The 22,049-nt window shown below is 70.2% G+C and carries 12 protein-coding genes and 1 pseudogene; 8 read left to right on the top strand and 5 right to left on the bottom strand.

Going from position 1 to position 22,049, the window contains the following annotated elements; genetic code table 11:
• Positions 1 to 74 precede the first annotated feature (74 nt).
• Positions 75 to 269, bottom strand: a complete 195-nt coding sequence (locus tag DEO45_RS16165) for an antitermination protein NusB (RefSeq protein WP_114345822.1) — start codon at positions 267 to 269, stop codon at positions 75 to 77.
• A 161-nt stretch (positions 270 to 430) separates the two neighbouring features.
• On the opposite strand from DEO45_RS16165, the gene DEO45_RS16160 reads away from it, so the two are divergent.
• The 4 genes from DEO45_RS16160 to DEO45_RS16145 all read left to right on the top strand — a co-directional run bounded on the left by DEO45_RS16160 (position 431) and on the right by DEO45_RS16145 (position 4,723).
• A complete protein-coding gene (locus DEO45_RS16160) occupies positions 431 to 1,462 on the top strand; it encodes a hypothetical protein (protein WP_114345820.1) in 1,032 nt (343 codons plus the stop codon).
• A gap of 155 nt (positions 1,463 to 1,617) precedes the next feature.
• On the top strand, positions 1,618 to 2,253 hold the full coding sequence (locus DEO45_RS16155) for a ParA family protein (RefSeq protein WP_114345818.1): 636 nt from the start codon (positions 1,618 to 1,620) through the stop codon (positions 2,251 to 2,253).
• A gap of 53 nt (positions 2,254 to 2,306) precedes the next feature.
• Positions 2,307 to 2,780, top strand: a complete 474-nt coding sequence (locus DEO45_RS16150; RefSeq protein WP_114345816.1) for a SixA phosphatase family protein — start codon at positions 2,307 to 2,309, stop codon at positions 2,778 to 2,780.
• Between the two features lie 68 nt (positions 2,781 to 2,848).
• Positions 2,849 to 4,723, top strand: coding sequence for a phospholipase D-like domain-containing protein (locus DEO45_RS16145; protein WP_114345814.1), 1,875 nt, complete (start codon positions 2,849 to 2,851; stop codon positions 4,721 to 4,723).
• A 125-nt stretch (positions 4,724 to 4,848) separates the two neighbouring features.
• Here the strand turns inward: DEO45_RS16145 and DEO45_RS16140 are convergent, their stop codons facing one another.
• A complete protein-coding gene (locus tag DEO45_RS16140; protein WP_114345812.1) occupies positions 4,849 to 5,409 on the bottom strand; it encodes an energy transducer TonB family protein in 561 nt (186 codons plus the stop codon).
• A 52-nt stretch (positions 5,410 to 5,461) separates the two neighbouring features.
• A complete protein-coding gene (locus tag DEO45_RS16135) occupies positions 5,462 to 6,745 on the bottom strand; it encodes an acetyl-CoA C-acetyltransferase (protein ID WP_114345810.1) in 1,284 nt (427 codons plus the stop codon).
• Positions 6,746 to 6,861: 116 nt separating this feature from the next.
• Between DEO45_RS16135 and DEO45_RS16130 the strand changes: the two genes are divergently transcribed.
• Together DEO45_RS16130 and DEO45_RS16125 are read left to right on the top strand one after the other, a co-directional pair.
• Entirely contained in the window at positions 6,862 to 8,019 is a 1,158-nt protein-coding gene (locus tag DEO45_RS16130) for a hypothetical protein (protein ID WP_114345808.1), read from the top strand.
• A gap of 101 nt (positions 8,020 to 8,120) precedes the next feature.
• Complete coding sequence (locus DEO45_RS16125) at positions 8,121 to 10,601, top strand: sensor domain-containing protein (protein ID WP_114345869.1); 2,481 nt, start codon at positions 8,121 to 8,123, stop codon at positions 10,599 to 10,601.
• 74 nt (positions 10,602 to 10,675) lie between these two features.
• Here DEO45_RS16125 and DEO45_RS16120 read toward each other — a convergent pair whose 3' ends face one another.
• Positions 10,676 to 11,140, bottom strand: coding sequence for a GNAT family N-acetyltransferase (locus DEO45_RS16120; protein ID WP_223250911.1), 465 nt, complete (start codon positions 11,138 to 11,140; stop codon positions 10,676 to 10,678).
• A gap of 170 nt (positions 11,141 to 11,310) precedes the next feature.
• On the opposite strand from DEO45_RS16120, the gene DEO45_RS16115 reads away from it, so the two are divergent.
• The gene (locus DEO45_RS16115; protein WP_114345803.1) at positions 11,311 to 19,944 is read left to right on the top strand and encodes a GH36-type glycosyl hydrolase domain-containing protein; all 8,634 of its coding nucleotides are present in this window, start codon (positions 11,311 to 11,313) and stop codon (positions 19,942 to 19,944) included.
• A 32-nt stretch (positions 19,945 to 19,976) separates the two neighbouring features.
• Here the strand turns inward: DEO45_RS16115 and DEO45_RS16110 are convergent.
• Positions 19,977 to 20,905, bottom strand: a pseudogene (locus tag DEO45_RS16110) (integron integrase).
• Positions 20,906 to 21,543: 638 nt separating this feature from the next.
• On the opposite strand from DEO45_RS16110, the gene DEO45_RS16105 reads away from it, so the two are divergent.
• Positions 21,544 to 21,948: a hypothetical protein gene (locus tag DEO45_RS16105; RefSeq protein ID WP_114345801.1), complete on the top strand. Its 405-nt coding sequence runs from the start codon at positions 21,544 to 21,546 to the stop codon at positions 21,946 to 21,948.
• Positions 21,949 to 22,049: the final 101 nt, after the last annotated feature.

Raw genomic sequence — 22,049 nt, 5'->3', positions numbered from 1 at the left:
GATTGGGGGATTCGAAAGAGCGGCGGTGTAGCGGGATCCGGTTTGGCGGACTCCCGTTTCCTGAATCCCGACCCTCAAAACATTTTCGAACGCACCTTCGGCAGCAGCACCAGCAACAAGGTGGCGAGCGGGCCGAATGGCAGCGACAACAAGAACCACAGCAGGCCGCTGCGGTTCTTGCCCTGCGCCAGGGCGGCATTGATCAGGGCCAGCGTGCCCCAGCCGACGAACCAGGGTGCGCCGTCGGCGAATGTCGACAGATGATCCACTACGCGTCTCCCGAACGATGATCGTGGGGGCGCGGCCCTGCGCCGGGGAACCCATCCTAGCAAGCCTTGCCGCTTCGATCAGTCTTCGACGGCCGCTGGATCAGCCGCGCTTAATCCGCGGGAGGTATGCTGCGCGCTTTGCCCGATTGCGGAACCGACCCATGATGCGTGGATGGCATTGTCTCGCCCTGGCCTGCGCCCTGTCGCTCGCCGCCGCACCGGCATTCGCCGGCAAGGCCACTGCCGACAAGGGCCATCGCACCCCGGACAAGGCGACCCAGGCCCGCGACAAGGCCCAGCTCGCGTTCCAGCGCGACCTGGTCAGCGTGCTGGCGCCGAACGACGACCCGCAACGGCTGCTCGGCGCTGCCCTGCTGGCCCGGCCGCTGTTCAACCAGCCGCCGGAAAACAGCTTCCACCGACTGATCGAGCGCGCCACCCAGGTCGACGGTGCCGATGCCGCGCTGTTCTGGGCGCAACTGGCCGACTGCGACGCGCAAGCCGATGCCTGCCCGAATACCGCCGCGCTGGAACACCTGCTTGGCCAGGCACCGGACAACGCCGCCGTATGGCTGATCAAGCTCGGTGTCGACGCGCACGACATGAAGCAGGACGCGGCCCGCGCGGACCTGGCCAAGGCGGCCGCCGGCAAGCTGTACGACGACTACACCGGTGCCAGCCTGAAGGCGCTGGCCAACGCGGTCGGCGTGCTGCCGCCGCCGCCCGCCACGCTGGACCCGGCGCATCCGGGCGGAACGGCCGGCATGCAGGCCGTACTGGTCTTCGGGCTGGCCGGTACCCAGCCGCAGCCGAGCCTGCCGCTGGTCGCCAAGCTGTGCGAAAACGCCAGTGAGGACGCCTCGATCCGGGCCGACTGCCTGAAGCTGGGCAAGACCCTCGAATGGGGCTCCAGCCCGCTCGCCCGCTCGCTCGGCCTGCACCTGCGCGAGGTGCTGGCGGAGGACCCGGCCCAGCAGCAGGACGCCAGGGACGCCCGGCGCCAGCTGGTCTGGCAGGTGCAGAACTTCAACCAGCTGCTGGCCCGGGCGCAGGACGAACCGGCGCTGGCCCAGCATCTGCTGGCGCTGGCCCGCAACGGCGGTACCGAGGCGAGCCTGCTGCTGGCCGCCCTGCGTGACCGCAATATCCCCACCGAAGCCCCCGCCGACTGGCAGCCGCGCAAGGCGCAGTAATTCGGGATTCGGGAAAGGCCTTGATAGCGTGCGCCGCATCGCTCAAGGCTCCCATCCCGTTTCTCGCTCCCCGTCCACGCACTCCCGCGCAGGGCATTCCCCTTTCCCACCTTGCCCGCTAGGCTTGGACCACCTTCCGTGGCAGGGGTGATCCGATGCTTACGACGCTGGTGGCAAGCAGCAAGGGTGGTTGCGGCAAGAGCACGCTGGTGACGCAACTGGCGTCGCATTGGGCCCAGTCAGGGCAGCGCACCGCGATCATCGACGCCGACCGGCAGCACTCCAGCTTCCACTGGGCCGAACTGCGGCCCGAAAGCGTGCCGGGCGTGCTGGCCTTCGACAGCGGCCGGCGCAACCTGCAGCGGGTACCGGCGGACACCCAGCAGTTGCTGATCGACACCCCCGCCGGCGCCGACGAGCGCGAGCTGGAGCCTTACATCGACGTGGCCGATGTGCTGCTGGTGCCGGTGTTGCCCTCTTCGTTCGACCTCGATGCCACGCTGCGCTTCCTCGGCGAGCTGCAGTCGATCCGCCGGATCCACCGCGGCAAGCTGCCGGTGGCGCTGGTCGCCAACCGGCTCAAGCCGTGGACCCACGCCAGCCAGGACGCGCTGGCCCGGCTCGCCGAACAGTCGCCGTTCCCGATCGCCGCGCAGTTGCGCGACAGCCAGGCCTACGTGCTGCTCGCCGGCCTCGGCAAGGGCATCTTCGACTACCAGTCCGAACAGGTCCGCAGCCACCAGCAGGACTGGAAGGCCCTGCTGCGCTGGATCAAGCGCCAGCCATCGTGAGGCGTGCCCCGCTGCCGGTCGCGCGCCACGCCAACCCACCCCCGGAGTCCTCCATGCACGAACTGATCCTGTTGCGACACGCCGAAGCCGTGCCGATGGACACCGCCGGCGACGACCGCCAGCGGCCGCTCAGCACACGCGGCGAGCGGGAGGCGCAGGCTGCCGGGCTGTGGCTGGCCAGCCATGGCTTGCGGCCGGACCGCGTGCTTTGCTCGCCCGCCCGGCGTACCGGTGAGACCACCCGGCTGGCGCTGGCCGCGATCGACGGCGCGCCGGTGCCGCAGACGGCCGACGAAATCTACGACGCCTCGCCCGGCGAACTGCTGGCGCTGCTCGACCAGCAAGCCGACGCCGGCACGGTGCTGCTGGTCGGCCACAATCCCGGCATCGAGCGACTGGTTGCCTTGCTGGTGGAAGGCCGCTCCGACGAATTCCGCGGCATGCCGCCGGGTGCGCTGGCGGTGCTGCACCTGGGCGACACGCTGGAGCCGGGCAACGCCCGGCTGGACGCGTTCTGGTCGCCCTGACCGGCGCGCATCGGCCGTCGACGCGCCATGGACACGGGCGCAACAGACATCCCCCGTATCATCCCCGCATGCCCGTCCTGCGCCGATTCGCCCTGCCGCTCCTGCTCGCGCTGCTGCTGTTGCAGGGCTGCACGGTGTCGCGCGCGCAGATCCGCCGGGCCGATGCGATCGTCGCCGCCAGCGCCGACCGCAGCGCCGGCTGCAACCGGGCCGACCATTGCGCGATCCCCTCGCCACTGCTGGCCGCCGCCACCGAGGCGCTGGCCGCCTCCACGCCGCAGCAGCCGGTGCACGTGGTCACCCTGCTCGACGACAGCGAGCCGGCGATGGCCGCACGGATCAACCTGGTGCGGGCAGCGCGCCAGTCGATCGACGTGCAGACCTACATCTGGGACCAGGACGACGCCGGGCAGCTGATGCTGGACGAACTGGTGCAGGCGGCGCGGCGCGGCGTGCAGGTGCGCATCCTGGCCGACCAGCTGTTCTCGTTCAACGACCCGGCTCTGCTCGACCGGCTGGCGCGGGTCAGCCCGAACCTTCAGGTGCGGCTGTACAACCCCACCTTCCACAAGGCACGTACCCAGCCGCTGGAATTCGCCGCCGGCATCGTCTGCTGCTTCATGCAGTTCAACCAGCGCATGCACAACAAGCTGCTGCTGGTGGACGACCGCATCGGCATCACCGGCGGCCGCAACTACCAGAACCGCTACTTCAACTGGGATGACGCATTCGACTACATCGACCGCGACGTGATGGTCGGCGGCCCCGCCGCGGCGCAGATGGCGGCCAGCTTCACGCTGTTCTGGAACCATCGGCGCTCGATCCCGCTCACCCACCTGCGCGACGTCAACCGCCGCATCCTTGCCGACAGTGCGCCGCCGACATGGCCGGCGCCGCACTATCGGCGGCCGCTGCGGGTCGCCCAGGTGCAGCAGGCGGCCGAGGATCCGGCCTGGCTGCAGGCCTGGCTGGTCGACCCTTCGCTGCGCGTGGGCAAGGTCGACTACTTCAGCGACCTGCCATCGAAGACCGACAAGCCGGACAAGCAGCGCGCGCTGGAGTTCACCCGCCACATCATGCGCATGATCAGCGAGGCGAAGGAGCAGGTGGTGCTGCAGACGCCATACCTGGTGATGAGCCGTCGCGCCCAGAGCATCTTCCGGCGCCTGCACCGGCTCGGCGAGCCGCCGCAGGTGATCGTCTCGACCAATTCGCTGGCATCGACCGACGCGTTCGCGGTTTACGCCATGTCGTACAAGCACCGCAAGCGCTACCTGAAGAAGTTCGGCTTCGAGATCCACGAGATGAAGCCGCATGCGCCCAGCGCGATGGAAGATTACGAGCTGGCCAACCTCGACACCGACATGACCGGCCTGCCGCCGGAAACCGCGAGCCCGGCCAAGGCCAGGCGCGCCCGCTTCCACCTGCTCGGCAGCCGCGGCAGCGGCAACCGGCCGGCGCCGCTGCACAGCCAAGGCCACCGCTTCGGCCTGCATGCGAAGTCGATCGTGGTCGACGGGACGTTCGCGATGGTGGGCTCGCACAACTTCGACCCACGCTCGGACCGCTACAACACCGAGGCCGGGGTGATTGTCTACGACCACGCGTTCGCCGATCAGCTGCGCCTCAGCATCACCCGGATCACCCAGCCGGAAAACGCCTGGGTGATCGCGCCGCGGCAGTCGAAGGTGCCGGTGCTCACCGACATCAACCAGGCCATCGGCAGCATCTCCGAGCAGTTGCCGCTGTTCGACCTGTGGCCGTTCCGCTACGCCACCAGCTACGACCTCAAACCCGGCTGCCAGCCGCTGCGGGCCACCGACCCGAATTTCTACGCCTGTTACGAACCGGTCGGCGATTTCCCCGACGTGGCGCTCTCGTCGAAACTGATCATCACGCGGCTGGTCACCGCATTCGGAGTGGGCGCCAAGGGCGTGCTGTGAGCTCGCTCGCCGCGCCTTTCACTCCGGAAAGATCGCTGTCCAAGAGCTAAAGAGCTCTCGTCCTCCTTTGGAGGGAGAAAGCTCTTGCTCTCGAACTGTCCGCGTCACTGCGGCCGGACAAAACCCTACGGCAGCTTCGCGATGCCATCGCCGCGCGAGGAAAAGCGCATCGGCAGTTCGCCGCTGAGGCCGTCCGGGTGGTCCGGCGGCACCATGAAGCGCCAGCCGCGCACGCTGCGCAGGGCGTGCGTGTCGAGGATCGGGTCGCCGCTGGACTCGGCCAGGCTGGCGGCGCTGACCCGGCCGCTGGCGTCGACGTCGACGTGCAGCAGCACGCGGCCGTCGAGGTGACCATGCAACTGGTCCCACGACTGCGAGGTATCGGCGGGCGTCGCCAGCGGCACCAGTGTCGGTGCGGGTGCGGCGACGGCGGCCTGCGCCTCGTCGCTGGCAACCACCGGTGGCAGCGACCGGCGCACCTGCGCCACGCGCGTCGGGCCGTGCGCGCCGCGCGCGCGGTGCGGGGCAGGGCGGGCGCGCAGCGCGGTCGGCGCGTCGACCTGCACGGTATAACGCGCCGGCGGACCGGGCCAGACATCGGTCTGCGTGCTGAGCCAGCCGGTACCGGCGACGCCGGCGGCCAGCGCGAGCAGGCTGAGGGTGGTGGTGGTGCGCAGGCGGAACATGGCGGCCTTTATGCACCCGCCAGGGCGAATCGTGGCTGAAGCCGCCGGCCCATCACCGTTCGAGGATCGCGGTGACGCCCATGCCGCCGGCGGTGCAGATCGAAATCAGGCCGCGGCCCGAGCCCCTCTGTTCCAGCAGCTTCGCCAGCGTCGCGACGATCCGTGCGCCGGTGGCGGCGAATGGATGGCCCACGGCGAGGCTGGAGCCGTGCACGTTGAGCTTCGCCGGGTCGATCGAGCCGAGCGGCGCGTCCAGACCGAGCCGCTGCTTGCAGTAGTCGGCGGACTCCCACGCGCGCAGCGTGCACAGCACCTGCGCCGCGAACGCCTCGTGAATCTCGTAGTAGTCGAAGTCCTGCAGGCTCAGCCCGTGGCGCGCCAGCATGCGCGGCACCGCGATGGTCGGCGCCATCAGCAGGCCCTCGCCGTGCACGAAGTCCACCGCGGCGACCTCGGCATCGCGCAGGTACGCCTGCACCTTCAGGCCGCGCTGCGCGGCCCACGCATCGCTGCCCAGCAGCACCGCGGCGGCGCCGTCGGACAAGCCGGTGGAGTTGCCGGCGGTGAGCGTGCCGTGGCCGGAGCTCTTGTCGAACGCCGGCTTCAGCGCGGCCAGCTTCTCGAGGCTCGAATCCGGGCGCAGGAAGCCGTCGCGCCGCAGGCCGCGGAACGGCACCAGCAGATCCTCGAAGAAGCCGGCATCGTACGCGGCGGCCAGCTTGTGGTGGCTGTCCAGCGCCAGCTGGTCCTGCGCCTCGCGGGCGATATGCCACTCCTTCGCCATCTGCTCGCAGTGGTCGCCCATCGACTTGCCGGTGCGCGGCTCGGCCACGCCGGGGAACGACGGCTTCAGCTCGCCGAGCGAGAACCCGCGCAGCGCCACCTTCAGCTTGTCCAGCGGCGTCTTCGCGCGATTCATCGCCAGCAGGCGCTTGCGCAGGCGGGCGCCGTAGACGATCGGTACGTCGGAGGTGGTGTCGGAACCGCCGGCGATGCCGGCTTCGATCTGTCCGGCGGCGATCTTGTTGGCGATGATGATGGTGTTGTCGAGCGAGGTGCCGCAGGCGCGCGCCGTGGTGATGCCCGGCGTGGTCGGCGCCAGCCCGGAGCTCAGCAGTGCCTCGCGCGCGAGGTTCCAGTCGGACGAGTGCTTGATCACCGCGCCCATCGCCACCTCGCCCAGCTCCACCCCGTGCAGGCCGAAGCGCTCGACCAGCGCACCGAGCACTTTCACCGACATGCCGAAGTTGCCGACGTCGGCGTAGGCGGTGTTGTTGCGGCAGAACGGAATGCGCACGCCGCCGATCACCCCGACGCGCTTTTGCGTGTTTTCCATGCTCAGGACAGTCCACCACTCAAGTTTGTCAAGGCTAACCCGCCATGCCGCGCGGCGAAAGCCCAAATCGCTGAATGGTAGAATCCGGTCTCTTCATGTCTTGCGGACCCTCGCTCGTGGAATCGAAAACGCTGCTCGCCCTGCCAGTCGTGCTGGCACTGGAACCGGTCGCGGGCGAGCCGGCGGCGCGGATGACCTTCACCCGCGACGAGGCAGCCGAGCTGGCCGCACTGGTCGCCGCCGACCTGCACGGGCTGGTGCCGCAGGTCGACGCCGCGCGGCTGGCGCTGGCCGCCGCGCTGTTCGACCAGGTCGAGCTGCTGCGGCCGGGCTTCCCGGTGTGGACCACGCTGGAAGAGCTGGCCCGGCGCGTGCCGCGCGGCCATCTGGAGAACGTGGTCGCGTTCGGCACCCACGAGGGGCACATGCCGGCGCAGTCGCTGGAACCGTCGGCGGTCTACGCCGACGGCCCGATGCGGCTGCTGCCGATGAGCCTGCTGGTACCGGCGGAACAGGCCGAGGAGTTGTCCGAGCAGCTGGAGGTCCAGCTGGTCGGCCGCGGCGAGATGGGCACGCGCACGGCCGACTGGCTGATGCGCGCGCTCGGCATCCGGCTGGAGCACGCGCGCTATTTCAGCCGCAACGACCTGCTCGCGCTGACCTGCGTGCAGTACGAGCACGTCAACCTGGCGCCGCTGTGGGTGCTGCTGGAGGCGGCGCTGCTCCAGCCGCACCAGGAAGAATCGACGATGAGCGCGCGCGGGCTGGCCCTGCGCTATGCCGATGGCAAGGTACTGGCGCAGTCGCCTTCGCAGTGGCTGGCCGGACAGGCTGGCGCGCTCGACCCCGACGGAATCAGGCAGCGCGCGCACGACTTCGCCGGCATCGTGTTCGAGCTTCGCCAGTACGCCGCGCTGCTCGACGCACACCAGCTGCCGCTGCAGCTGCAGCCGCCCGGCGCAGGCGCGAGCGAAGCCGCCAGCGGTTACCTGGCGGAGACCCTCGCCGCCGTGGATCCCGGCTACGACCCGCCGGCACTGTTCGCGCACGAAGCGCCCGGCCTCGGCGTGGTGGCGGTTACCGTGGCGCAGCGCGGCGACGGCGGCCATGCCCGCGCGCTGGCGCACGGCTATCCGCTGCAGCCGCAGGCGCTGGGACCGCTGCTGGCGCTGCTGGCGGACCGCTACGGGATCGCCGCCGAGCTGCACGCGCTGGGCCGCGTGGTGCTGGACGACGCCGGCCGGCTCGGCGCACCGGCGACCGCCCTGCACTGAGCAGGCGGGAAAGAATGCCCGCCGGCGACGGCTGGGCAAGCGCATCAACTCGGCGCATGATGGCGGCGCGCCGAGGGGGGCGCCATGCTGACGGAATGACCATGCGGCCGCCTACGCCTGCCGAGGTATTGCCATCGCTTCCGGATGATTTCGAGTGGCCCGCGCACGTCTCGCGCGGCGCGCCCGCGCTGCTGGCCTATCTCGATCTCGAGCAGCGCTTCCGCTTCGCCAACGACACCCATCGCCGCTGGCTCGGCATCGACCCGCAGCGGCTGATCGGCCGGCGCTTGATCGACGTGGTCGGCCGGCGCAACCACGAACTGGCCGGCGCGGCGCTGGAGCGTGCCTACGCCGGCCACATGGCCAGCTACGAGGGCGAGCTGTACAACGGCCACGAGCGGCGTTACGCGCACGGCAACTTCCAGCCGGACTTCGACGCCGATGGCCGCGTCCGCGGCATCTTCACCGCGCTGGTCGACATCACCGAGCGACGCGGCCTGGAGCTGCAGCTGCACGAGAGCGAGCAGCGCTTCTACAGCGCGTTCCAGCATGCCGCGATCGGCATGGCGCTGACCCGCCCGGACGGCCGCTTCCTGCGCGTCAACGCGGCGGTGTGCCAGATGCTCGGCTACCGCGAGGAGGAGCTGCTGGCGCTGGACATCGCCGGCGTCACCCATCCGGACGACCTGGCCGCCGACGCGGAACTGATGACGCAGCTGCTCGCCGGCGAGCGCGAGTCATACCAGCTGGAGAAGCGCAACTTCCACCGGGACGGGCGCGTGGTGCACATCCTGCTCAGCGTGTCGCTGGTGCGCGACGGGCAGGGCGCGCCGCTGTACTTCGTCCTGCAGGTGCAGGACATCAGCCAGCGCAAGGCGTTCGAGGACGCACTGCACCGCGAGCGCGAGCTGGCCGAGGTGACCCTGCGCTCGATCGGCGACGCGGTGATCACCACCGACCTGCAGCTGCGCGTCACCTCGCTCAACCCGATCGCCGAGGCGATGACGGGCTGGGGCGGTGCCGAGGCGCAGGGCCGGCCGATCGAGGAGATCTTCCAGCTGATCGACGCCCGGCACGGCCACGCCGTGGCCAACCCGCTGCGCGGGGCGATCGAGCTGAACACCATCGTCGACCTGGCTGGCAAGGCCCTGCTGCGCCATCGCCACGGCTTCGACACGCCGGTGGAGGATTCCTCCGCGCCGATCCACGACCACGCCGGCAACGTGATCGGCGGCGTGCTGGTGTTCCACGATGTCAGCGAGACCCGCGCGCTGGCGCTGAAGATGATCCACCTGACCCAGCACGACACGCTCACCGGGCTGCCCAACCGCAACCAGTTGCACGGGCAGGTCGGCCAGGCGATCGCCACCGCGAACCGGCGCCAGCAGCGCGCCGCGCTGCTGTACATCGACATCGACAACTTCAAGCAGGTCAACCAGCAGCACGGCCATGCGGTGGGTGATCGCGTGCTGCGCGCGTTCGCCGCCCGGCTGCACGGCTGCCTGCCCGGCGACGAGTTGCTCAGCCGCTACGGCGGCGACGAGTTCGTGGTGGTGCTGCCGCACCTGGACAGCGTCGGCGAGGCGGCCAGCCTGTGCCAGACCCTGATCAACCACGGCGAACAGACCTGCGTCGAAGGCGTGGCCGAGCTGGGCCTGCACCTGAGCATCGGCATCAGCGTGTACCCCGACGACGCGATCGAGCCGGACGCGCTGCTGCAGCACGCGGAGACCGCGCTGATGGCGGTGAAGGCGCAGGGCCTGCACGGCTACCGCTTCTTCACCGCGTCGATGAACGAGCGGGCGCGGGCGCGGCGGCGGATCGAAGCGGCGCTGCGCCAGGCGCTCTCGCAGCACGAGCTGGACCTGCACTACCAGCCCAAGGTGAAAGCACACGGCGGGCGCATCGTCGGTGCCGAGGCGCTGCTGCGCTGGCACGTGGACGGGCGCGAGCTGTACACGCCGGACCAGTTCGTGCCGGTTGCCGAGGATTCCGGGCTGATCCTGCCGATCGGCGCCTGGGTGCTGCGCCAGGCCTGCCTGCAGGCGCAGCGGTGGCGCGACCTGGGCCGGCCGATCCCGGTCTCGGTCAACGTGTCGCCGCTGCAGTTCCAGCATCCCGAGTTCTACCACTGGCTCGACGAAGTGCTGGAACAGAGCGGGCTGGAGGCCGGCCTGCTCGAGCTGGAACTGACCGAGCGCATGGTGATGTCCGGCGGCGACGCCACCACCGGCCTGCTGCAGCGGATCAAGCGGCGCGGCGTGCGGCTGTCGCTGGACGACTTCGGCACCGGCTACTGCAGCCTGTCGTACCTGAAGCACTTTCCGATCGACGCGCTGAAGATCGATCGCGTGTTCGTGCGCGACCTCGCCAGCGACCGCGACACCGCCACCATCACCAGCGCGATCATCGCGATGGCGCGCAGCCTCGGCAAGCAGGTGATCGCCGAAGGCGTGGAGACGCGCGAGCAGGCCGCCTTCCTGCGCCACGCCGGCTGTTCACAGCTGCAGGGCTTCCTGTTCGGCGCGGCGGTGCCGGCGGCGGCGTTCGAGGAGCTGCTGCTGGCCGAGCGCGCCCAGTGACGAACCCGTAGAGCGGGCAACGCCCGCCGGCTCTCGCGCCGTCCCATGATGCAGAGCGACGGGCCGTGCCCGCCCTACGAAACCGGTTCCGCCAGCAGCGCCTCGTACATGAAATAGTGGCAGCGCTGCATGCCGAGCCCTTCATAGGTGGCCTGCGCCCGCTGGTTTTCGGTCTCCACGTACAGGCGCAGGCCGACCGCGCCGGCGGCGGCGGCGCGCCGCGCCACCTCGGCGTACAGCGCGCGGAACGCGCCGGCACGGCGCGACGCTGGCAGCACGTAAACACTCTGGATCCACCAGAAATCGCCGCAACGCCAGTCGCTCCATTCGAAGGTCACCAGCAGGCAGCCGACCGCGGCGCCATCGTGTTCGGCGACCAGGTAGAAGCCCCGCCGCGGCTGCTCGAACACGCCGCGCACGCCGCGTTCCAGCGTCGCCGGGTCGAGCCGCCGGTGTTCGGTTTCCCACGCCATCGCCGCGTTCCAGGCGGCCAGTGCGGGCAGGTCGGTGAGGGTGGCGGCGCGAATCTGCAGCGGCACGGCATGACTCCGGTGAAGGTCGGGCATCCATCCTAGCGTGCGCGCCCTTCACATGCCGACGCGTAGGGTCGGGCACAGCGGCGATGGCCATTCCCCCACGGACCACGCCGACGCTCCGCCCGCATGGACGCCTCGCGGCCGGTCCGGTGCGAGGCTCGAGGAAAACCGTTGTGAACATCGGCAACCTGCTCGATCTGCTCAAGCTGCGACGCCTGGAGGCGTTCCGCCGCCGCCGCGCCGCCGCGCGCACGCGCCCGGAACAGGAGCCGGCGCTGCGCGCGGAACTGTTCAGCATCGAGCAGATGGAGCGGCACGGCCGCGCGCTGGCGGGCCAGCACCGGCTCAGCGCGCGCTCGAGCATGGATCTGCTGCTGGAACGGCTGGCGGACAACGAGGCGGTGCTCGCGCACACCTGCGAGCGGCTGACCAGCGCGACCCGCAAACGGCGCCGGGTCACTCCTGCCGGCGAGTGGCTGCTGGACAACTTCTACCTGATCGAGGAGCAGATCCGCATCGCGCGGCGGCACCTGCCCAAGGGTTACAGCCGCGAGCTGCCGCGGCTGGCGAACGGCCCCTCGGCGGGCCTGCCGCGGGTGTACGACATCGCGCTGGAGATCATTTCGCACGGCGATGGACGGGTCGACACGCACAGTCTGCGCCGCTTCGTCGATGCCTATCAGGACGTGGCCCCGCTCAGCCTGGGCGAATTGTGGGCGATCCCGATCATGCTGCGGCTGGCGCTGATCGAGAACCTGCGCCGCGTCGCCGCGCGGGTGATGGCGGACTGGCGCAGCCGCGGCAAGGGCGCGCGCTGGGCCGAAAACATGACCGCCACCGCCGAACGCGACCCGAACTCGGTGGTGCTGGTGGTGGCCGACATGGCGCGCTCGGACCCGCCTATGAACGGCCCGTTCGTGGCCGAGATGGCGCGCCGGCTGCAGGGCCAGAGCCCGGCGCTGGCACTGCCGCTGAGCTGGATCGAGCAGCGCCTGGCCGCGTCGGGGCAGAGCGTGGAGCACCTGGTGCAGCAGGAGGCGCAGCAGCAGGCCGCCAACCAGGTCTCGATCGGCAACAGCATCGGCAGCCTGCGCACGCTGTCGGCGATCGACTGGCGCGACTTCGTCGAGCGCTGCAGCCTGGTCGAACGCTGCCTGCGCGAGGACCCTGCCGGCGTCTACGCGGCGATGGATTTCGCCACCCGCGACCGCTACCGCCACGTGGTGGAGGCGATCGCGCGAAAGCACCGGCTGACCGAGCTGGAAGTGGCCGAGGCGGCCGAGGCGCTGGGCCGGGACGAGGTCCGCGACGACACCGCGCCGCTGTCCGCACACGTGGGCTACTACCTGATCGACCGCGGCCGGCCCCGGCTGGAGCAGCGCCTCGGCATCCGCCCGCGGCTGCGCGAACGGCTGCGGCGCGGCTTCGACCGTGCGCCGCTGCCGATCTACCTGGGCCTGCTGGCGCTGCTGACGTTCGCGTTCGCGCGGCCGCTGGTCGTCGTCGCCGCACACGGATCGCTGCCGACGTGGGCAGTCGTCGCGATCGCACTGCCGGCGATCGTGCTGGCCAGCCAGCTGGGCCTGAGCCTGCTCAACTGGATGGCAACGCTGACGATCGCGCCGCGGCGGCTGCCGCGGATGAACTACGCGCACGGCATCCCGGCCAGCGCGCGCACGCTGGTGGCGGTGCCCAGCCTGATCGCCGCCAGACAGGACGTGGAGAACCTGGTCGAGGCGCTGGAGGTGCGCTTCCTCGGCAACCGCGACGACCACCTGCACTTCGCCCTGCTCACCGACTTCGCCGACGCGGAGCATGAATCGCTGCCCGGCGACGATGCGCTGCTGCAGCTGGCGCGGCGGCGTATCGAGGCGCTCAACGAGCGCTACGCCAGCGCCGGCGCCGACCGCTTCTTCCTGTTCCACCGCCCACGCCGCTGGAACGCCGGCGAGCAGTGCTGGATGGGCCACGAGCGCAAGCGCGGCAAGCTGGCCGACCTCAACGCGCTGCTGCGCGGCAACGGGCATCACTGCTTCATGCTGGTCGTGGGCGACATCGCCAGACTCCCGCCGGTGCAGTACGTGATCACCCTGGACACCGACACCGAGCTGCCGCGCGACACCGCGCAGGCGTTCGTGGGCACCATCGACCACCCGCTCAACCGCGCCGTGTACGACCCCGAACGGCGCCGTGTGGTCAGCGGCTACGCGATCCTGCAACCGCGCGTCGGGATCAGCCTGCCCAGCACCGCGCGCTCGCGCTACGCGCAGCTGTACGGCAGCGACGCCGGCATCGACCCTTACACGCAGATGGTCTCGGACGTGTACCAGGACGTGTTCGGCGAAGGCTCGTTCATCGGCAAGGGCATCTACGCGATCGATCCGTTCGAGCGCACCCTGGACGGCCGCTTCCCCGAGAACCGCATCCTCAGCCACGACCTGGTCGAAGGCTGCCACGCGCGCTCGGGCCTGCTCTGCGACGTGGAGCTGTTCGAAGGTTACCCGGCCCGCTACGGCGACGACGTGAAGCGCCGCCACCGCTGGATCCGCGGCGACTGGCAGCTGCTGCCGTGGCTGCTGCCGTGGGCGCCGACCGCGCACGACGGCTGGCGCCGTAACGCGCTGACTGCGCTGTCGCGCTGGAAGATCCTCGACAACCTGCGCCGCAGCCTGGTGCCGGTGGCGGTGCTGGCGCTGCTGCTGGTCGGCTGGCTGGCGATCGTGCCAGCGTTCTCGTGGACGCTGGCGGTGCTCTCGATGGTGCTGCTGCCGGCGCTGCTGTCGGCGCTGCTGGAACTGGTGCAGAAGCCGCGCGAGGTGCAGCTCGACCAGCACCTGCGCGCCAGCTTCCGCACCGGCATGCAGCACCTTGCGCGGATGGCGCTGGGGCTGGCCTGGCTGCCGCACGAGGCGCTGTACCACCTCGACGCAATCGTGCGCACGCTGTGGCGGATGGCGGTCAGCGGGCGCCACCTGCTGCAGTGGCGGGCCTCCGGCGAGGTCGAGCGGCGCGGCGGCAGTGCGCCGGCGGCGCTGTGGCGGCTGATGGGCATCGGCCCGGCGCTGGCGCTCCTGCTCGGCATCGTGCTGGCGCTCGAACGCCCCATGGCGCTGTGGCTGGCGGTTCCGTTCCTGCTGCTGTGGCTGGGCTCGCCCGCGATCGCCTGGTGGATCAGCCAGCCGCGCGCGCCCGACACGTTCGCTCCCAGCGCGGCGCAGCGGCGTTTCCTGCGCACGCTGGCGCGAAAGACCTGGGCGTTCTTCGAGGTCCACGTCGGCGCCGACGAGCACTGGCTGCCGCCGGACAACCTGCAGGAGCAGCCCGGCCCGGCGATCGCCCACCGCACCTCGCCCACCAACATCGGCATGGCGCTGCTGGCGAACCTGGCCGCGCACGACTTCGGCTTCATCGACGGCGGCCGCCTGCTCGAACGCACCCGGCTGACCCTGGCCACCATGCAGCAGCTGCCGCGCCACCGCGGCCACTTCTACAACTGGTACGACACGCAGAGCCTGCAGCCGCTGCCGCCGCTGTATGTCTCGGCGGTGGACAGCGGCAACCTCGCCGGCCACCTGCTGACCCTGCGCCGGGGCCTGCTGGCGCTGGTCGACGAGCCGGTGTTCCAGCCGCGCGTGCTGCATGGCCTGGGCGACACGCTGGCGCTGCTGCAGGACGCGCTCGATGCAGACGCCACCCGCGCGCTGCGGCCGTTGCAGCAGGCACTGCAGGACGCGCTGGAGGTGCCGCCGACCCGCAGCAGCGACGCGCTGGCGCTGTTGCAGCGGCTGGACGGACACGCCCGCGCGCTGGTGCCGATCCTCGCGCCCGAGCCCGGCGGCGACGCGGCATTCTGGCTCGATGCGCTGCTCGGCCAGGCCGATCAGCTGGTCGACGAGGCGCTCGCCTTCGAACTCGATCCGCCGGACGACGACGACGCCGGCTTCAGCCGCATCCCCGTCCTGCGCCAGCTGGCCCGGATCGAGCCGCTGTGCTGGCCGACCGAGGCCGGCGCCGACGCGGTGCGCGAACGCGCGGCCGAGCGCGTCGCCGCGATCGAGCAGCTGGCGCAACAGGCCGGCGAGCTGGCCGAGATGGATTTCCGCTTCCTGTACGACAGTGCGCGCGACCTGCTGGCGATCGGCTACAACGCGGACCAGCGCCGGCTCGACGCCGGCTACTACGACCTGCTGGCATCGGAGGCGCGGCTGGCCAGTTTCGTCGGCATCGCGCTGGGCCAGCTGCCGCAGGACAACTGGTTCGCGCTGGGCCGCCTGCTCACCACCGTGGGCGGCGAACCGGTGCTGCTGTCGTGGACCGGCTCGATGTTCGAATACCTGATGCCGAACCTGGTGATGCCCAGCTACGAGGGTACCCTGCTCGACCAGACCTGCCGCGCCGCGGTGGCGCGGCAGATCGAGTACGGCAACCAGCTCGGCCGGCCGTGGGGCATTTCCGAATCCGGCTACAACATGCTGGACGCGCACTTCACCTACCAATACCGCGCGTTCGGCGTGCCCGGACTGGGCCTGAAGCGCGGACTGGGCGACGACGTGGTGATCGCGCCGTACGCCACCGCGCTGGCGTTGATGGTGGCGCCAGCGGCGGCGACGCGGAACCTGCAGCGGCTGGCCGAAGCCGGCGCCGGCGGCCGCTACGGCCTGTACGAGGCGATCGACTGCACCCCGGCGCGGCTGCCGCTGGGACAGGATTCGGCGCTGGTGCGGCAGTTCATGGCGCACCACCAGGGCATGAGCCTGCTGGCGCTGGGCCACGCGCTGCTCGGCCGGCCGATGCAGCGGCGCTTCGAGGCCGACCCGCAGTTCCAGGCCACCGGCCTGCTGCTGCAGGAGCGCGTGCCGAAGACCGCCGCCGAGTACCTGCACGCCTCCGGCTTCCCCGAATCGGAGGGCGCGGCGCGACCGGTCGAGGCGCGGCTGCGCGTGTTCACCGATCCGGACCGCCCGCGACCGGCGGTGCAGCTGCTCTCCAACGGCCGCTACCACGTGATGCTGAGCAGCGCCGGCGGCGGCTACGTCCGCCGCGGCGACCTGGCGTTGACCCGCTGGCACGAGGACATCACGCGCGACTGCTGGGGCATGTTCTGCTACCTGCGCGACGTCGCCAGTGGCGACTGCTGGTCGACCACCTACCAGCCTACGCGGCGCAAGACCGAGCTGTACGAAGCGATCTTCTCCGACGCGCGCGCCGAGTTCCGCGTGCGCGAACGCGAGTTCGACGCGCACACCGAGATCGTGGTGTCGCCGGAAGACGACATCAGCCTGCGGCGCACCCATCTCACCAACCGCGGCCGCACCCGGCGCACCATCGAGCTGACCAGCTACGCCGAGGTGGTGCTGGCGCCGCCGGCCGCCGATGCGGCGCACCCCGCCTTCAGCAAGCTGTTCGTGCAGACCGAGCTGTTGCCGGCGCTGCAGGCGATCGTGTGCACGCGGCGGCCGCGCAGCGCCGACGAGCGGCCGCCGTGGCTGTTCCACCTGCTGGCGGTGCACGATGCCGACATCAGCCAGATTTCCTACGAGACCGATCGCGCGCGCTTCATCGGCCGCGGTCGCGACACCGCCGAGCCGCAGATGCTCGACCGCGAGCAGGCGCAGCTGTCCAACAGCGCCGGCGCGGTGCTCGACCCGATCGTGGCGATCCGCTGCCGCATCACGCTGGAGCCGGAGCAGACCGCCACCATCGACTTCGTCACCGGCTTCGCCGAACAGCGCGACGACTGCCTGCGGCTGATCGGCAAGTACCGCGACCGCAACCTCGCCGACCGCGTGTTCGACCTGGCCTGGACCCACAGCCAGGTGCTGCTGCGCCAGCTCAACGCCAGCCTCGCCGACGCCCAGCTGTACGAACACATGGCCACCGGCATCCTGTACCCCAATGCCAGCCTGCGCGCCGACTCGGCGCTGCTGCGCGGCAACCGGCGCGGCCAGTCCGGGCTGTGGGGCCAGTCGGTTTCCGGCGACCTGCCGATCGTGCTGCTGCAGATCGCCAGCCCGTCGCGGATCGAGCTGGTGCGCCAGCTGGTGCAGGCGCACGCGTACTGGCGGCTGAAGGGGCTGGCGGTGGACCTGGTGATCTGGAACGAGGACCGCGCCGGCTACCGGCAGGAGCTGCACGACCTGATCATGGGCCTGATCGCCTCCGGCAGCGAGGCCAGCCTGCTCGACCGCCCCGGCGGCATCTTCGTGCGCCCGGGGCAGCAGCTGTCCGGCGAGGACCGGCTGGTGATGCTGGCCAGCGCGCGGATGGTGCTCGGCGACAGCCGCGGCAGCCTGGCCGAGCAGATCAACCGCCGCCACGTGGAAACGCATGCACCGCGCTTCGAGCCGAGCCGGCCCCGGCGCATCGGCAGCGCCATGCTCGGCGCCGACACCGCGGGCGGCTTGCAGCTGGCCAATCCGCACGGCGGCTTCAGCGCCGACGGCCGCGAGTACGTGATCACCCAGACCGCCGGCAGCGCCACCCCCGCGCCGTGGTGCAACGTGCTGGCCAACCCGCAGTTCGGCACGGTGATCTCCGACAGCGGCAGCGCCTATACCTGGGGCGAGAACGCGCACGAGTTCCGGCTCACCCCGTGGCACAACGATCCGGTCGGCGACGGCGGCGGCGAAGCGCTGTACCTGCGCGACGAGGAAACCGGCCAGCTGTGGTCGCCCACCCCGTTGCCCTGCGGCGGCAGCGGCAACTACATCACCCGCCACGGCTTCGGCTACAGCGTGTTCGAGCACCACGAGGACGGCATCCACTCCGAGCTGTGGATCTACGTGGCGCTGGATGCGTCGGTGAAGTTCTCGGTGCTGAAGCTGCGCAACGACTCCGGCGCGGCGCGCCGGCTCAGCGTCACCGGCTACGTCGAATGGCTGCTCGGCGACCTGCGCGAGAAGACCGCGATGCACGTGGTCACCGAGTCGGACCCGGCCAGCGGCGCGCTGTTCGCGCGCAACGCGTACAACAGCGAGTTCCCGAACCGGGTAGCGTTCCTCGACGTGGAGGACCCCGCGCGCGGCATCGACGGCGACCGCAGCGAATTCCTCGGCCGCAACGGCAGCATGCGCGCGCCGGCCGGGTTGGCACGCGCCCACCTGTCCGGCCGGCTCGGCGCCGGCCACGATCCGTGCGCCGCGCTGCAGACGATGGTGACGCTGGACGACGGAGAGCAGCGTCAGCTGATCTTCCGCCTCGGCCTGGGCCGGGACGCCGCCGAGGCCAGCGCGCTGGTGCAGCGCTTCCGCGGCAGCGGCAGCGCCGCCGACGCGCTGGACAAGGTGCGTGCGCACTGGGCCCGCGTGCTCGGCGCGGTGCAGGTACGCACGCCGGAGCCCGCGCTCGACGTGCTCGCCAACGGCTGGCTGCTGTACCAGACCATCGCCTGCCGGCTGTGGGCGCGCAGCGGCTACTACCAGTCCGGCGGCGCGTTCGGCTTCCGCGACCAGCTGCAGGATTCGATGGCGACGATCCACGCCGCGCCCGCGCTGGCGCGCGCGCAGCTGCTGCTGTGCGCCGCACACCAGTTCGCCGAAGGCGACGTGCAGCACTGGTGGCACCCGCCGCTGGACCGCGGTGTGCGCACCACCTGCTCCGACGACTACCTGTGGCTGCCGCTGGCCACCGCGCGCTACGTGCTGGCCAGCGGCGACCGCGGCGTGCTGGACGAGCGCGTCGGCTACATCGAGGGCCGCGCCCTGCACCCCGGCGAGGAGTCGTACTACGACCTGCCGCAATCCTCCGGCCTGCACGAGACGCTGTACCGCCACAACGTGCGCGCGATCGAACACAGCTTCGCGCAGCGCGGCGCGCACGGCCTGCCGCTGATCGGCGGCGGCGACTGGAACGACGGCATGAACCGGGTCGGCGAACAGGGCCGCGGCGAGAGCGTGTGGCTGGGCTTCTTCAGCGGCGAGGTGCTGACCCGCTTCGCCGAGGTGGCCCGGCTGCACGACGACGAGGCGTTCGCGCAACGCTGCGAAGGCGAAGTGGCCAAGTTGCGCACCGCGCTGGAGCAGCACGGCTGGGACGGCGCCTGGTACCGCCGCGCCTACTTCGACGACGGCACGCCGCTCGGCTCCAGCAGCAACGACGAATGCCGGATCGACTCGATCGCGCAGAGCTGGTCGGTGCTGTCCGGGCTCGGCTCGCCCGAACGCCAACTGCAGGCGATGGGCTCGCTGGACACCCACCTGGTGCGCCGCGACGCCGGCCTGGTGCAATTGCTGACGCCGCCGTTCGACAAATCCGCGCTCGACCCCGGCTACATCAAGGGCTACGTGCCCGGCGTGCGCGAGAACGGCGGCCAGTACACGCATGCGGCGATCTGGGCCACGATGGCGTTCGCCGAACTCGGCGACCGCGAGCGTGCGTGGGAACTGCTGCGCATGATCAACCCGGTCAGCCACGGCACCGACGCCGCGCGCATGGACGTCTACAAGGTCGAGCCCTACGTGGTCAGCGCCGATGTCTACGCCGTCGCCCCGCACACCGGCCGCGGCGGCTGGAGCTGGTATACCGGCTCCGCCGGCTGGATGTACCGGCTGATCGTGGAGTCGCTGCTCGGCGTGCGCCTGGAAGCCGGCAAGCTGCGCTTCGCGCCGGTGCTGCCGCCGGAATGGGAAGGCTTTTCCGTCGACTACCGCCACCACGACACGCTCTACCGGATCCGCCTGCGCCAGAGCGACGCCGGCACCCCGAGCACGCTGTGGCTGGATGGCGAAGCGCAGGCCGACGGCCGCATCCCGCTCGCCGACGACGGGGCGGAGCACAGCGTGGAGTTGAACTGGCCGCGCCGCACCTAGAACCGGCCGCGGCGATGCGCGTGACCCTGCCCTCAACGATCCAGCGGGCTGAGCACGCCGTGGCCGCCGCGGTTGAGCACGTGGAGATCTGGGTGGTGGATACATCCTTGTGGCCAAGCAGCTCCTGCACCGTGCGTATGTCCGACCCTGCCTCCAGCAGGTGAGTGGCGAAGGAGTGGCGCAGGGTGTGGCACGTGGCCGGCTTGGCGATGCCCGCCCGCCGCACCGCCGCCTTCACCGCACGCTGCAGCACGGTCTCGTCCAGATGATGCCGCCGCTCGACGCCGCTGCGCGGATCGAGGCTGCGCGTGCTGGCCGGAAATACGTACTGCCAGACCCATTCCCGCGCAGCGTTCGGGTATTTGCGCTCCAGCGCATGCGGCAGCCATACCGCCCCGAAGCCGGCGGCCAGGTCACGCTCATGCAGCCGGCGCGCCTCGGCCAGCTGGCCCTGCAGCGCCTCGGCCACCAGCACCGGCAGCATCGTGCGCCGGTCCTTGCCACCCTTGCCCTGGCGCACCACGATCTCGCGTCGCGCGAAATCCACGTCCTGCACGCGCAACCGCACGCACTCCATCAGGCGCAGGCCGGCGCCGTACAGCAGACCCGCCATCAGCCAGGTCACGCCGCTCATCTGCCCCAGCATCCCCGCCACTTCCTCGCGCGTCAGCACGGTCGGCAGGCGTTCCGGCTTCTTCGCGCGACGAATGTTGTCCAGCCACGGCAACTCGATCCCCAGCACCTCGCGATACAGGAACAGCAGCGCGGCCAGCGCCTGGTTCTGCGTAGAAGCGGCCACCTGCCCGTGCGTCGCCAGTCCGGTCAGGAACGCCTCGACCTCGGGCGCGCCCATCTCGCGCGGATGCCGCTTGCCATTGGCAAGGATGAAACGCCGTACCCAGCCGACATAAGCCTCCTCCGTGCGCAGGGAGAGACCCAGGCGATGCATGCGCGCACGCATCTCGTCGAGTAGCCGCGGTCGCGCAGGGGTACCACCATCGACCGCGCTTGCCGGTACCGGCTCCCAGTGAGAGGATCGCTGCATGGCCGCCGCCTCGGGGGGAAAGGCTGCAGGATTAGGCTGCAGGTATAGGCGGCGCGAGCAGGGGAAATCGTTGATCTGTGTAGGAAGTTTCCGGCACCTGTAGCCCGCTTTATCGGGTTAGGCTGCGGGATTAGGCTTCATTCAACAATCGAATTTAAGTTAGAGGGTTTCACTTTGGAGTCTCCGATCGCCGAACGAACTCTGGACGCTGTTGCCGCCGATGGCACCCGATTCGTTCTCACGTTGCGAGTTGGCGCTGCCTATCAATCGAGCGACGTCTCATGGTCATGTCCCATCGAAGCCATAGGCATCAAGCAGCGCTTGCCCGACATAACGGGCATAGATTCTTGGCAAGCCGCACTACTTTCGTTTCGTCTCCTATCGGATATTGCAGGTCACTTCGTTGAGCAAGGTGGCCAGCTTTTCTGGCCTGGTTCGCACGACTCGTGCGATCCGTCAAACCTCTGGCTTTCCGGCTGACCCCTCTAACCAGTCATCCAAGCGGACGGCTCCGCCGCCGCTTAATTCCAGCGTTTGCGTTCACAGGGGACCACATGGACGGCAAAGATCTTGTCTGGGATCACTTCAAGTTCAACGCCGAGCAGCGCCTTAGGGGCTTCAACTTCTTTGTGCTTCTCTCCATCTTTGCCGACGGCGGCGTGTTCACAGCGCTAGAGCACGGTCTAAGCCCAAAACTACTGGTCTTTCTCGGCCTGTTTACGGCTCTGCTCGCCGTCGTCTTCTCGCTCGTGGATGCTCGGAGCCGTCAACTGCTCAATCTCACTATTCCCGCGCTCAAAGAGATCGAGGCAACCTTCCCTGAGTCTCACAGGCTCTTCGCCATAGATGCCGCCGCCCAGGGCACCTTTATTCGCTACACCTTCGCTATACGCATGCTCCTGGCCGTGCAGTTTCTATTTGGGCTTGGCGTCGCTTGCTATGGGGCTTGCCGCTGGTGAGCGCTAACATGTCGTTCGAGGCGGACGGCTCAGCCGCCGCTCAACTCCAGCGTTAGCCTTCAACGGACAGAATATGGCAGGGGTTCTACCCCGTTTCCACG

Source organism: Rhodanobacter denitrificans (assembly GCF_003335105.1).
Lineage (GTDB): Bacteria > Pseudomonadota > Gammaproteobacteria > Xanthomonadales > Rhodanobacteraceae > Rhodanobacter > Rhodanobacter denitrificans_A.
This window is presented reverse-complemented; position numbering and strand designations above follow the sequence as displayed.